The following is a 12190-nucleotide window of genomic DNA, read 5'->3' as shown; positions in this document are numbered from 1 at the left end:
CAATGACTAATGACCAATGACTACCAAACGTAACAAAGTACTTCGCCACCCAAGTTCTGACGCCGCGCTTCGCGGTCAGTCATAATGCCACTGGATGTAGAAATAATGGCAATGCCAATGCCGCCTAGTACCCTTGGTAATTCTTTTCGATTTGAATAAACACGCAAGCCAGGCTTACTCACTCGCTTTAAAGCGGTGATCAGAGGTTGACGGTTTTTTCCCTTGTATTTCAGGGAAATCACCAGATTGCGTTTTACCCCTTCTTCTGCTTCTTCGATTTCAGCAATAAAGCCTTCCTCCCGTAGCACTTTGGCAATGCTCCGGGTCAATTTTGTCGCTGGCACTTGTGTAGTTTGATGCCGCGCCAGGTTGGCATTGCGGATGCGCGTCAGCATATCTGCAATTGTGTCGTTAGCCGCCATCGTTCCCTCTATAGATGAACTTATTGATCGCGAAAGGGCATTCCTAATTCTTTAAGTAAGGCGCGTCCCTCTTCGTCGTTTGTTGCTGTGGTGATGATGGAAATATCCAGACCACGCACTTGATCGATGCTGTCGTATTCGACTTCTGGAAAAATTAGCTGTTCTCTGACACCCAAAGTATAGTTACCGCGTCCGTCAAAGCTTTTAGGGCTAACGCCGCGAAAATCTCTAATTCTGGGTAGCGACAGGCTAACTAATCTGTCGAAAAAGGCATACATCCGTTCGGCTCTGAGTGTCACCATGATTCCCACAGGCATCCCTTGACGAATCTTAAAGCCAGCGATCGCCTTTTTCGCCCTTGTCACCACTGGTTTTTGACCAGTGATCACTGAAATTTCGTTTATGGATGCTTCCAGCGACTTCGCATTTTGAGCTGCTTCACCCAAACCTCGGTTAATCGTAACCTTTACTAACTTCGGTACTTGATGAACGTTGGTATATTGAAACTGATTAATCAGTTTGGGGACGATCGTCTCTTGATATAAGGTTTTGAGTCTTGTTGTCGCCATAGTTTTTTGTCCTGATATCCCTGGGCTTGGTCAGGGAACTTTTATTGTCCTTTGTCTTTTGTTATTTGTCTTTTGTTATTTGTCTTTTTACTAATAACTAATGACTAAATGACCAATGACTAATGACTATTTATCTAAAATTTCGCCAGTTTTCTTGAGTTTTCTCACCTTTTTGCCTTCTGAGGTAAAGGTGTAACCAACACGACTGGCAACATTTTGCTTGGTGGAATAAAGCATGACGTTGGAGCTATGAATCGGGAATTCTTGGGTAATAATTCGCCCCGATTCCCCTTCTTGCTGGGGTTTGACGTGCTTGGTCTTGATGTTGACACCTTTGACGATAACTTTACTCAGTTGGGGAAGTGCTTGGATAATTTCACCAACTTTTCCTTTGTCTTTACCAGCAATCACTTGTACGGTGTCGCCAGTTTTGACGTGCATTTTGTGGAATACTTTGGGAGTACCCTGTTTGGTTGCCATTAAAGCACCTCCGGAGCCAGAGAAACAATTTTGGTGAAGTTTTTATCGCGCAGTTCCCGTGCAACTGGGCCAAAAACCCGTGTGCCTCTGGGATTACCGTCTTTGTTGATGATTACAGCAGCGTTATCATCAAAGCGAATGCTCATACCACTGTCACGATTTACAGCTTTTCGAGTCCGAACAATTACTGCTTCTACCACATCAGACTTTTTAACAGCCATATTGGGTGTAGCATCTTTGACAACTGCAATAATTTTATCGCCAATAAAACCATAACGACGGTTGCCTCCGCCTAAGATGCGGATGCACATCAGTTTGCGGGCGCCGCTATTATCTGCGACATTCAGGTAAGTCTGGGGTTGAATCACAATTATTCTCCCTTGTAATGTTGTTAATTTTTAACAACGATGAGGTTTAAGTAGGTTTGACGTTCAGGACTTCTGTGATTTTCCAGCGCTTGGTTTTACTCAGGGGTCTAGTTTCCTGAATGCGAACGCGATCGCCTACTTTACACTGATTTTCTTCGTCGTGAACTTTATATCGTTGGGTGTTAACCACAATCTTGCCGTACTTGGGGTGAGGAGCGCGGTTTTCTATGGCGACTACCACAGTTTTTTGCATTTTATCGCTCACTACCAAGCCAACTCGTTCTTTAACTGCCATAATCTCCTACTTTTTTTCTTCTTTAGCCGATTGACTTGCTGCCCGTTTGCGTTCTGTTTCTAGCGTCAGCAATTGAGCTAGGCGGTGGCGCAATTGTCGGAACTGATGGGGCTTTTCTAATTGTCTGGTGGCTTTTTGCAAGCGCAACTGAAATAGTTGTCTTTTGGTCGCGACAATTTCATCAGAAAGCTTCTCGTCGCTTAATTCTCTAGCTTCTGAAATTTTAGGAAGAGGCATAAGCTACTCCTGCTCCTGTGGTTGAGAGCGCACAATAAACTTAGTTTTGATGGGCAGTTTAAATGAAGCCAAACGCATCGCTTCACGAGCGATTTCTTCAGAAACTCCACCGATTTCAAACAAAATTCGTCCTGGCTTGACTACAGCTACCCAAAACTCTGGATTACCTTTACCGGAACCCATCCGGGTTTCAGCAGGACGCATGGTTACAGGTTTATCAGGGAAAATCCTAATCCAGATTTGTCCACCCCGACGGATATAACGAGTCATTGCCCGACGGGAAGCCTCGATTTGACGCGAGGTAATCCAAGCAGGTTCTTGAGCTTGGAGTGCAAAATCACCAAAGTTGAGAGTACTACCACGGCTGGCTAGTCCTTCCATCCGTCCGCGCTGTTGTTTGCGGAATTTAGTTCTTCTAGGGCTTAACATGGTTTGTTACTTGTCATTTGTCATTTGTCCTTTGTCATTTGTCATCTGCCATTTACTAATGACTAATGACTAATGACTAATGACGATTTATCCTTCATTTGAGCGGTCTTCAAATTGCTGGCGACGACGTTGTTGTTGACGACGACGGGGTTCACGTTCGCGATCGCGGGGTTCACGTTCGCGATCGCGGCTTGCGGGTGGCAGTGGATCTGGTTCCTGTCCAGGAATAATTTCTCCCTTAAACACCCATACTTTGATACCCAAAATGCCGTAAACAGTTTTTGCCGTGCAATAAGAGTAGTCAATATCAGCCCGTAAGGTATGTAAAGGTACTCTACCTTCACGAGTCCACTCTGTCCGGGCAATTTCTGCACCGTTGAGACGACCGCTAACTTGGATTTTAATACCTTGAATACCAGCGCGTTGGGCACGTTGAATCGATTGCCGCACTACCCGCCGAAAGGAAACCCGACGTTCCAATTGTTGAGCAATGTATTCGGCAATTAGGTAGGCATCAGCATCAACTCGTTGAACTTCAACTACGTTGATCCGAATTTGACGATTACTACCCAACAATCCTTGGAGTCCGGTACGTAAGGATTCAATACCTTGTCCACCGCGACCCACTACTACCCCAGGTCTCGCTGTGCGTACTTCTAAGTCGATTTGGTCGGCTTTGCGCTCAATTCGCACTTCGGAAATTCCGGCGTTGTTTTGAGCCTGTCTACCCAGCTTTTGCTCTATGTACTCACGGAGTTTGTGATCTTCTTGTAAAAGTTCTGGATAGCGATCGGGAACAGCAAACCAACGGGATTGATGTTCATGTGTAATACCCAGGCGAAAACCAACTGGATGAATCTTTTGTCCCACAAATGCTTCCTCTAAAATTTCTTACTTTACGCAATTTATTGGGTTAACGTGCTTATTTTTCTGGAGCAGCTGCAACAGCTACGGTAATATGACACGTCGGTTTGCGAATTTGGTAAGCTCGACCTTGCGCTCTTGGCTGGAACCGCTTCAACGGCGGCCCTTGATCGGCATAAGCCTGAGTAATCACTAGTTGAGTCCGATCTAACCCAGCGTTGTGTTCGGCATTGGCAGCAGCGCTTCTGAGAACCTTCAATATGGGTTCAGTGGCGCGATAGGGCATGAATTCTAAGATGATTAACGCTTCTCGGTAAGATCGCCCGCGGATTTGATCGAGTACGCGACGCACCTTGTAGGCCGAGATGCGGATAAAACGAGCGATCGCTTTTACTTCAGTAGTATTAGTAGCCATAATTTTCTCCAGTTTTGTCCTTCGTCCTTCGTCCTTTATCCTTTGTCTTTTGTCGAAAGCTAATAACTAATGACCAATGACAAATGACAAATGACCAATGACTAATAACTACCTACCTGCTTTTTTGTCGCTTTTTCCATGACCCCTGTAGGTGCGTGTCGGGGCAAATTCACCCAACTTATGTCCTACCATCTGTTCATTGACAAAAACGGGAACGTGTTGGCGTCCGTTGTGAACAGCTATGGTATGTCCTACCATTAGAGGCAAAATTGTCGAAGCTCTTGACCAAGTTTTAATAACTTCTTTTCTGTTGTTGTCGTTGAGCTTTTCAATTTTCTTTAGGAGATGATCCGCAACGAAAGGACCTTTTTTTAGAGAACGACCCATAGTTCAATTTTGGATTTAGGATTTAGGAATTAGGATTTAGAATTTCGGATTTTGGATAATTAGGTATCTGAAGCAAGTTTCACAAATTTTCAATGTTTACAAGTAGACCCCAATCTAAAATCCAAAATCTAAAATTCTATGATTCACGACCACCGCGACCGCGTTTAGAAGACTTACGACGACGGCGCACAATCAACTTGCTGCTAAGTTTCTTGCGATTGCGTGTCTTCGCGCCCAATGTGGGTTTACCCCAAGGTGTAACGGGCCCCGATCTACCGATAGGCGCTCTACCTTCACCACCACCATGTGGGTGATCCACTGGGTTCATGACGCTACCTCTAACCTTAGGACGGCGACCTTTCCAGCGATTTCGTCCGGCTTTACCTGCACTTAGGTTTCTCGCATCGGTGTTGCCTACTTGCCCAATGGTGGCGTAGCACTCGCGTCGAATCAAGCGGACTTCTCCTGAAGGCAACTTGAGAGTTACATAATTACCTTCTTTTGCCACAACTTGGGCGCTAGCACCAGCAGCACGGACAATTTGACCACCTTTACCAGGAGTGAATTCTACGTTGTGAACACTAGTACCTAAGGGAATCTTCCAGAGTGGTAAGGCATTACCATCTTCAAAGGGAGAATCAGGCCCAGAAATAATTATTGTTCCAACTTTCAACCCGTTGGGGTGAAGGATGTACCGTTTTTCGCCGTCTTGATAATACAAAAGGGCAATACGAGCATTACGGTTAGGATCGTATTCAATTGCTGCAACTTTAGCAGGAATATTATGTTTATCCCTTTTAAAATCGATGATCCGATAAAGCTGTTTATGTCCGCCACCCCGGCGACGGCTAGTAATTCGCCCGTGATTATTCCGACCTTTGGCGCGATGCTTCGAGGTAGTTAGGGATTTCTCTGGTTCGCTTCTGGTAATTTCGGCAAAGTCAGAGATTGTAACTTGGCGAGTGCTGGGGGTATAAGGGCGATAAGAACGAGTACCCATAATCTATTTTGGATTTTGGATTTTGGATTTACTTAATTTTGGATTTTGAACTTTGGATTTTGAATTTAATGAGTGTTTAACTAATTGCCACCATTTTCGGTACTTATTCAGTAAACTCTTCAATCTAAAATCTAAAATCTAAAATTTTTAGACTTCTGGGAATAGAACTTGTCTAATCTTGTCTTCATCCCCAGGTGCGACTGTAACAATAGCTCGCTTATATTGGGGTTTATAACCAATAAATTTACCAACGCGCCGCTTTTTACGCGGTGGTAGAGTGGTGTTGACTTTTACAACCTTGACCTGAAACAAGTCTTCAATCGCAGCCTTGATTTCTGGCTTAGATGCCTTTGGAATTACTTCAAAGGTGTACTTGTTTTGCTCCATCAAGATGGTCGCTTTCTCGGTGACAATTGGGCGACGTACTAAGTCGGCAAGGTCGCGGGGGTCAAAGCTAGGCACTGTAGACCTCCTGAATTTTTTCTAGGGCTGATGCCGTAACTACAATTTTGTCAGCGTGCAGTAAATCAAAAACATTTAGCTGGTCGGCTGCAATTAGCTTTAAATTTTCAATGTTGCGGGCTGATAAATAAACGTTATCTGTATCCGCAATCTCAGACAAAATTAACAGTGCCTTGCTTTCTGGTACTACTCCCCAACGGGCAAGCGCTGCTACTAATTCTTTAGTTTTGGGGCGAGATAGCTCGGTGCTAAATTCTTGTACTACGATCAAGTCGTCAATGCGACTGACAAATGCTGTCCGCAGTGCTAAACGTCGCTCTTTGCGATTCAATTTTAGGTTGAAGTCTCTGGGTTTTGGCCCAAATATCACACCACCACCACGCCACAATGGTGAACGAATAGATCCTGCACGAGCGCGACCAGTACCTTTTTGTCTCCAAGGTTTACGACCACCACCTCTGACTTCAGCACGAGTTTTTGTACTGGCATTTCCTTGACGAGCATTAGTCAATTGCCGTACTAAGGCTCGGTGCACAATATGAGACGCTGTTTCTTCCTTGGCAACGCGCAAGTCGAACGTCGTCTCGCCGACCTGTTCTCCTTGCCAATTTTTAACTACGCTTTCAACCATTTTTGTTATCTGTCCTTTGTCCTTTGTCATTTGTCTTTTGTCTTTAGCCAATGACTACTGACTAATGACTAATGACTTTTGACTATCCCACTATTTTTGCCGGCACAACACTTACTAGAGCGCCTGGTTTACCAGGTATAGCTCCTTTAATTAGCAATAAGTTGCGTTCTGGGTCAACTCGCACTATGGTCAACTTACGGATTGTGATGCGTTTCCCACCTAAACGGCCTGCCATCCGCTTACCTGGATAGACACGACCTGGTGTTGTACCAGCACCAATTGAACCGGGCGCTCTGTGGTTTTTGGAACCGTGTGACATGGGTCCACGAGCAAAGTTATTGCGCTTTTGGTTTCCCGCAAAGCCGCGACCAATGCTTGTGCCGACGATATCGACAATTTGACCTGCGCTAAAAATATCTGCTTTAATCTGTTGACCTAAAGCATAATCAGTAGAGCTATCGGTGTGATATTCATTTAAGTGACGCAATGCTGGGGCAGATGATTTAGCCAAATGACCCAGTAGTGGTCTATTTAGTGCCTTGGGTTTGACTTCGCCATAACCAACTTGAATGGCAAAGTAACCGTCGGTTTCTTTCGTTTTAACTTGTGTAATGGTGCATGGCCCTGCTTGAATGACAGTTACAGGAATAGCTACTCCTGCTTCGTCAAATATTTGGGTCATGCCCAGCTTGGTGCCGAGAATACCTACAGACACAGTAACTGGTTCTCCTTTCTACTTCTTGCTGACCTTGGAATTGGACTCTAGAGGACACGCTTTGTACGCATCAGTTTTGGCTGGGTTAGCCTGCGAAATTTAGAATGGTTTCAGTAAACCGTTCTAAATGCTTTTGGACACAACAAACCGTGTCCTTACTGCTTGGTGAATCTGTTTAGCTTCACTCACTAGATCACCAGAACAGCCACAAGTCCCTTCCCATTGGGAAGGAGTAACTTCTGGAATCAATGCAAGGCGCTACAGCTTTAAGCTGTGTGCAGCAATGCTTTCGTCCAAGCAATTGCTCTGGCACTTTCTGGAGGCAGCGCTGTCGGCGGGTTTTCCGATTTTTACACGCCCGAAGGGCGGCTTCCCGGAGATTGGCTACTGCCGTGTTGCAGTTGGACTTAAGCGGTTATTACCGCCCAGTATCCGTTAACTGAGACTGACGTAATGCCATGAAACCAACATTGCTGCTCAGTTTTACTTCCTTAAACACTTTAAACTATTGTTTAAGCTTTTGCCTGCTTTTTTAGAAGCACAGGAGTAAACGTACCTTGGAGCTTAGGATTAACTTTAGTTATTCTTCCATAAGCTCTAATGTTGACCTGAAAGCTTTCTTAGTTTACCAGTCTACGATCGCCCTGAGTTAAATTATCCAATTTGGATTGGATTAAGTCATTAGCTTTTGATGCTAACACTACCCCAGAATGACAGTAAAAAGTCAACCTAATTTGCGTGTTTGGTCACAATCTAATAATATAAATTATTTATTTATGTTTGTCCAGTAATTTATAGAGCTATTTTTAGGGAGTGAGGGAGTAGGGGAAGCAGGGAGCAGGGAGCAGGGAGAACAGTTTCCCCTCTACCCCCCGCACCCCGCCCCTGTGCCTCTTTTCAATGCCCAATACCCAATACCCAATATTCAATACCTAATACCCAATACCCAAAAAAATGCTTTTAATCTATCGGTTCAGGGTAAATAATAGAGATATCTAAGTGGGATAAGACGAAAATCTATGGCACTAATTACCACTGGCAATGGTTTAATCCGCGATCTGGAAAAGTTTGGCGCTCTTGGAGTGTATGTACCTCTGGAAGGGGGTTATGAAGGTCGATATCAGCGCCGACTACGGGCAGCTGGCTATACTACCCTTCACATTACTGCTAAAGGACTAGGTGACGTAGCTGCGTATCTCACAAGAATTCATGGAGTTAGACCTCCTCATCTTGGGAAAAAAAGCACTGGGAGTGGTGCAGCAGTAGGTCATGTGTACTATTTGCCGCCAGTTCTCAATTCTCATCTAGAACAGCTACCACCAAAGTCAAAGGGGCTGGTCTTATGGATTATTGAAGGGCATATTCTTTCTAATGAGGAACTTGAGTATTTAACGAATTTGCCTCAGCTAGAACCACGAGTGAAAGTAGTTATTGAGAGAGGTGGCGATCGCTCTTTCCGTTGGACTTCTCTAGAAAAAACTCTGTTAGCTAGCTAACATTGATAAAAGTGAGAAGTGAGGAGTTTAAAACTTTTAATTCCTCACTTCTTATTATTCGCAATCAACGGTATTGCGATATATGCAACTTAAATGCTCTTAGCTAGTAAGTTTTTTCGTAAATCCACGCAATCTGGTTAACACTGGCTTCGCCCAATTTCCACCCAACAAATCGTGCAGCAGAATATAAAAACAGGGGATGATAAATAGTGTCAGCATTGTTGCGATCGCCATCCCAAAGAAAACTACAATCCCTAAAGGCTGCAAAAACTCAGAACCTTCGCCAATACCCAATGCCAAAGGGAACAGTCCCAAGATAGTGGTGACTGTGGTCATGATAATTGGGCGCAAGCGTTGAGGAGCAGCTTTCACGATCGCAATTTGGCGAGTACAACCAACTTCTTCCCGAATTTGATTCGCCAGTTCCACCATCAGAATCCCTGCGTTTACCACAATTCCCACCAGCAGCACGACACCAACAATTACAGTTGCGCCTATTGCAGTTTGGGTAATGTAAAGTCCAAAAAGTCCCCCAGCTAATGCTAGTGGTACGGTGAACATAATTACCAATGGGTCAATTAGCGAATTGTATTGTACCGCCATAACTACAAAGATTAAGAACGTTGCCAACGCCCCCAAAGTTTTTAAAGCATCCTGAAGTTGTTGATTAGTTTCTTGGGCAGAACTAGGCACAATTGAAACACCGTCAGGTAAGTCTACATCTTGGAGTATCTCGTTTACTTCTGCGATCGCTTCACCAAGACTAGCTCCTTCACTGAGATTTCCGGCGACAATAAAAGCTTGACGCTGATTAATCCGTTGCACCTCACCAGGTGCTTGACCTTCTTGAATGTTTGCCACATCAAAAAGCCGGATTAGTTGATTATTTTCTGTAAATAGCGGTAATTGTTCTAGCTGGGAAGGACGCGCGATCGCTTCCTTATTTAGCTGCACCCGCACATCAACTAAACGATTACCGCGTTGAATTTGCGTGGGAACTGAACCTTCAATTGCTGTTTGAACTGTTGCACCAATTTGCTCGGCGCTCAACCCTAAAGCCGAAACCCTTTCCCAGTCGGGACGAATTTGGATTTCCGGTTGTCGGGGGTCGGCATCTGGGCGGAATGTCGCTAATTTTGCCCTTTCTTGCAATGCTTGCAGCACTTGTGCGCCTGCTTGCGTTAAGTTTTCTTCATTCTCACCTTGCAGAACCACGTCAACGTCTGACCCTTGCACTGGAGAATTACTCAAGATTAAACCCCGCACCTGACCAGGATTGAGGCGTAGCAGAATTCCTGCTAAGTTGAGTTTGTTAAATTCCTGAGTTACTTTTTTGACGAAGGCTTCGACATCTGTGCCTGGTTTTAGATTGATGGTACTGCTGGCACGTAGGGGATTTTCTGTAGTACTGCTGCCAAATAAATTACCACCCACAGTTGTAAAAGCAGACTCTGTTTCTGGTTGTTTGAGCAAAATGTCATCCACAATTTGCATAACTTTTTCAGAAGTTGCTAAAGGTGTACCGGGAGGAAACTGCGCTCTCAAGGTAGCTTGACCAGTGCTGATGCGAGGTAAAATTTCTTGGGGAATTTGACCAAACATGAAGAAGCTGCTGCCACCTAAAATTACCAAAGCAGCAGTTACTACAAACAATCGATAGCGTAAAACCTTGGTTAAGAAGTTACCGTATCCCCGCGTCGCATCTTCAAATCGGTGATTAAACTGTCTAAGCAGCCAAAATTCACTAATCCGACTAGACCAGCGAATTCCCAAAAGTCGAGAAGACAGCATCGGCACTACTGTGATGGCGACGACAAGGGATGCTGCAACTGCGAAGCTAATTGTCAGAATCAACTCATTAAATAGCAGTGCAATAAAGCCGCCAATTAAGAGAAATGGTACTACAGAAACTAAGTTGGCTCCTGTAGCAGCAACTAAAGCAGATTCCACTTCTTGGGAAGCTGCGATCGCACTATTAATAAAGAATCTTGAATTTCTCCCGTTCTCCTCTGCTCCCCTGCTCCCCTGCTCCCCTGCCTCCATCTCTTTTTGATTGGGAGTCATCCCTGTTTTTTCGGAAATGTTCTCCAAAATCACAACCGATGTATCAATTGCTTGACCGACTCCTAGTGTCAGACCTGCCAAGCTAAACACATTCAAAGTCAAGCCAAAGATTTTCATTAAAGCGATCGCTGCTAGAGTACACAGTGGAATCGTCAAACTGATAATAAATGTTTGCCTGAACGATCCCAAAAATAACAACACTGCTGCGGCTGCTAACAATGCCCCGGAAATCCCCGAAAAGATGACATCATTTAAAGAATTGCGGATGAAAACAGATTCATCTGTGGTGGGACTCAAAGTCATGTCTGCTGGAATTAAACCCGATTGTCGTAACTGTTCAATTCGCCGCTTAACAGCATCTACGACTGTGATTGTGTTGGCTTCAGGCTGCTTTTGGATTGAAAATTTCACCGCAGGCTGACGATTTAGATAAACAAATACTCGCTGTTCTTCTGTATCGTCAATTACCTTTGCAAAGTCTCGCAAGTAGACGCGGCGGGAAGGTGCAGGGGAAGTAGGGGAAGCAGGGGAGGCAGGGGAGGCAGGGGAGGAAACTTCCAAGGAAAGGTTTTCAATTTCCTTGGCATTTTGGAAGCGTCCGACAGTGCGAGTCAATGGCTCAGAATTTTGCCCCAGAATCCGACCGCCAGAAGTATCTTGGTTACGGGCTGTTAATTCGTCTAAGACATCATTTAACCCGACCCCCAAAGCTTGCAATCGGTTTAAGTCAACAAGCACTCGTACTTCTTCTTCTGCACCGCCAGATACGTCAACAGAAGCGACTCCTGGCACGACACTGAGTTCACGCGTTAACTCTTCATCAGCAAATACGCGTAAATCTTTCCCTTGTAACGAGGTAGATGTCAGCGCCAATTCATAAACGGGCAATTGAGAAGGATCGACTTTGAATAAGCGTGGCTCCTCTATCGTATCTGGTAGTTGTCCTCGATTCCGGTTAAAAGCAGCAGTTGCATCGTTTAGGGCTTGGTCAATATCGCCCCCTGGTTGGAAGTATAAATCGAGGCTGACTTGTCCTTCACGGGTGCGGGAAAAAACTTGCACTACATTCTCAGTTGCTCTTAAAGCTTCTTCTAAGGGTCTGGTGATTTCATCTACTGCTACTTCTGGTGAAATACCAGGGGCTTCTAGCCGCACCCCAATTCGTGGATAGGTAATTGCCGGTAGGAGATCGACTTGGATCGTTGTGAGAAAAAATACCCCAATGACAATTACTGCCACGGTGAGCATGAGTGTGCCAATGTGTTGGCGGATAGCGATCGCACTCAGGCTAAATCCGCCATTGCCATTATTGTTTGCTTGTTGCATGATACTAAGTGATAAGTGCTGACTACTGAG

16 protein-coding genes are annotated in these 12190 nt (G+C 44.9%); 1 reads left to right on the top strand and 15 read right to left on the bottom strand.

Annotation, left to right across the window (positions count from 1 at the left end; genetic code table 11):
* Positions 1-20: 20 nt before the first annotated feature.
* From rpsH to rplC, 14 genes are all read right to left on the bottom strand, one after another.
* On the bottom strand, positions 21-422 hold the full coding sequence (gene rpsH, locus RMX98_RS21770) for a 30S ribosomal protein S8 (protein ID WP_094349096.1): 402 nt from the start codon (positions 420-422) through the stop codon (positions 21-23).
* 20 nt (positions 423-442) lie between these two features.
* The gene (gene rplE / locus RMX98_RS21765) at positions 443-991 is read right to left on the bottom strand and encodes a 50S ribosomal protein L5 (protein WP_322679495.1); all 549 of its coding nucleotides are present in this window, start codon (positions 989-991) and stop codon (positions 443-445) included.
* A 126-nt stretch (positions 992-1117) separates the two neighbouring features.
* Entirely contained in the window at positions 1118-1471 is a 354-nt protein-coding gene (gene rplX, locus RMX98_RS21760; RefSeq protein WP_292729115.1) for a 50S ribosomal protein L24, read from the bottom strand.
* The gene (rplN, locus tag RMX98_RS21755; protein WP_099101129.1) at positions 1471-1839 is read right to left on the bottom strand and encodes a 50S ribosomal protein L14; all 369 of its coding nucleotides are present in this window, start codon (positions 1837-1839) and stop codon (positions 1471-1473) included. Before rplN ends, rplX begins: the two co-directional genes overlap by 1 nt.
* A 46-nt stretch (positions 1840-1885) precedes the next feature.
* Positions 1886-2134, bottom strand: coding sequence for a 30S ribosomal protein S17 (gene rpsQ, locus RMX98_RS21750; protein WP_094349093.1), 249 nt, complete (start codon positions 2132-2134; stop codon positions 1886-1888).
* 6 nt (positions 2135-2140) lie between these two features.
* Positions 2141-2371, bottom strand: coding sequence for a 50S ribosomal protein L29 (gene rpmC, locus RMX98_RS21745; RefSeq protein ID WP_322679494.1), 231 nt, complete (start codon positions 2369-2371; stop codon positions 2141-2143).
* Between the two features lie 3 nt (positions 2372-2374).
* Positions 2375-2800, bottom strand: coding sequence for a 50S ribosomal protein L16 (gene rplP, locus RMX98_RS21740; protein WP_069070775.1), 426 nt, complete (start codon positions 2798-2800; stop codon positions 2375-2377).
* Between the two features lie 87 nt (positions 2801-2887).
* On the bottom strand, positions 2888-3670 hold the full coding sequence (gene rpsC / locus RMX98_RS21735) for a 30S ribosomal protein S3 (protein WP_322679493.1): 783 nt from the start codon (positions 3668-3670) through the stop codon (positions 2888-2890).
* A gap of 52 nt (positions 3671-3722) precedes the next feature.
* A complete protein-coding gene (rplV, locus tag RMX98_RS21730; protein WP_069070777.1) occupies positions 3723-4079 on the bottom strand; it encodes a 50S ribosomal protein L22 in 357 nt (118 codons plus the stop codon).
* A 108-nt stretch (positions 4080-4187) separates the two neighbouring features.
* Positions 4188-4466 carry a 30S ribosomal protein S19 gene (gene rpsS / locus RMX98_RS21725; RefSeq protein ID WP_012410721.1) on the bottom strand — a complete coding sequence of 93 codons (279 nt, stop codon included), beginning with the start codon at positions 4464-4466 and terminating at the stop codon, positions 4188-4190.
* Positions 4467-4602: 136 nt separating this feature from the next.
* Positions 4603-5466, bottom strand: a complete 864-nt coding sequence (gene rplB / locus RMX98_RS21720) for a 50S ribosomal protein L2 (protein ID WP_322679492.1) — start codon at positions 5464-5466, stop codon at positions 4603-4605.
* 147 nt (positions 5467-5613) lie between these two features.
* Positions 5614-5928 carry a 50S ribosomal protein L23 gene (locus RMX98_RS21715; protein ID WP_069070779.1) on the bottom strand — a complete coding sequence of 105 codons (315 nt, stop codon included), beginning with the start codon at positions 5926-5928 and terminating at the stop codon, positions 5614-5616.
* Complete coding sequence (gene rplD / locus RMX98_RS21710) at positions 5921-6559, bottom strand: 50S ribosomal protein L4 (RefSeq protein WP_322679532.1); 639 nt, start codon at positions 6557-6559, stop codon at positions 5921-5923. The genes RMX98_RS21715 and rplD overlap by 8 nt, the downstream gene beginning before the upstream one ends.
* 82 nt (positions 6560-6641) lie before the next feature.
* Positions 6642-7274 carry a 50S ribosomal protein L3 gene (gene rplC / locus RMX98_RS21705; RefSeq protein ID WP_322679491.1) on the bottom strand — a complete coding sequence of 211 codons (633 nt, stop codon included), beginning with the start codon at positions 7272-7274 and terminating at the stop codon, positions 6642-6644.
* A gap of 1019 nt (positions 7275-8293) precedes the next feature.
* Between rplC and RMX98_RS21700 the strand changes: the two genes are divergently transcribed.
* Entirely contained in the window at positions 8294-8770 is a 477-nt protein-coding gene (locus RMX98_RS21700) for an NAD(P)H-quinone oxidoreductase subunit N (protein WP_322679490.1), read from the top strand.
* Between the two features lie 99 nt (positions 8771-8869).
* Here the strand turns inward: RMX98_RS21700 and RMX98_RS21695 are convergent, their stop codons facing one another.
* Positions 8870-12160: an efflux RND transporter permease subunit gene (locus RMX98_RS21695; RefSeq protein WP_322679489.1), complete on the bottom strand. Its 3291-nt coding sequence runs from the start codon at positions 12158-12160 to the stop codon at positions 8870-8872.
* Positions 12161-12190 lie beyond the last annotated feature (30 nt).

The sequence above is a fragment of the Nostoc sp. DedQUE02 genome, from assembly GCF_034531035.1.
In the GTDB taxonomy this organism is placed as follows: Bacteria; Cyanobacteriota; Cyanobacteriia; order Cyanobacteriales; family Nostocaceae; genus Nostoc.
This window is presented reverse-complemented; position numbering and strand designations above follow the sequence as displayed.

Bases quoted from the DNA above. Each gene is read 5' to 3' on its own strand.
- rplX (WP_292729115.1), bottom strand. From the start codon at position 1,471: ATGGCAACCAAACAGGGTACTCCCAAAGTATTCCACAAAATGCACGTC.
- rpsS (WP_012410721.1), bottom strand. From the start codon at position 4,466: ATGGGTCGTTCTCTAAAAAAAGGTCCTTTCGTTGCGGATCATCTCCTA.
- rplP (WP_069070775.1), bottom strand. From the start codon at position 2,800: ATGTTAAGCCCTAGAAGAACTAAATTCCGCAAACAACAGCGCGGACGG.
- rplE (WP_322679495.1), bottom strand. From the start codon at position 991: ATGGCGACAACAAGACTCAAAACCTTATATCAAGAGACGATCGTCCCC.
- rplB (WP_322679492.1), bottom strand. From the start codon at position 5,466: ATGGGTACTCGTTCTTATCGCCCTTATACCCCCAGCACTCGCCAAGTT.
- rpsH (WP_094349096.1), bottom strand. From the start codon at position 422: ATGGCGGCTAACGACACAATTGCAGATATGCTGACGCGCATCCGCAAT.
- RMX98_RS21700 (WP_322679490.1), top strand. From the start codon at position 8,294: ATGGCACTAATTACCACTGGCAATGGTTTAATCCGCGATCTGGAAAAG.
- RMX98_RS21695 (WP_322679489.1), bottom strand. From the start codon at position 12,160: ATGCAACAAGCAAACAATAATGGCAATGGCGGATTTAGCCTGAGTGCG.
- rpsQ (WP_094349093.1), bottom strand. From the start codon at position 2,134: ATGGCAGTTAAAGAACGAGTTGGCTTGGTAGTGAGCGATAAAATGCAA.
- rpmC (WP_322679494.1), bottom strand. From the start codon at position 2,371: ATGCCTCTTCCTAAAATTTCAGAAGCTAGAGAATTAAGCGACGAGAAG.
- rplV (WP_069070777.1), bottom strand. From the start codon at position 4,079: ATGGCTACTAATACTACTGAAGTAAAAGCGATCGCTCGTTTTATCCGC.
- rplD (WP_322679532.1), bottom strand. From the start codon at position 6,559: ATGGTTGAAAGCGTAGTTAAAAATTGGCAAGGAGAACAGGTCGGCGAG.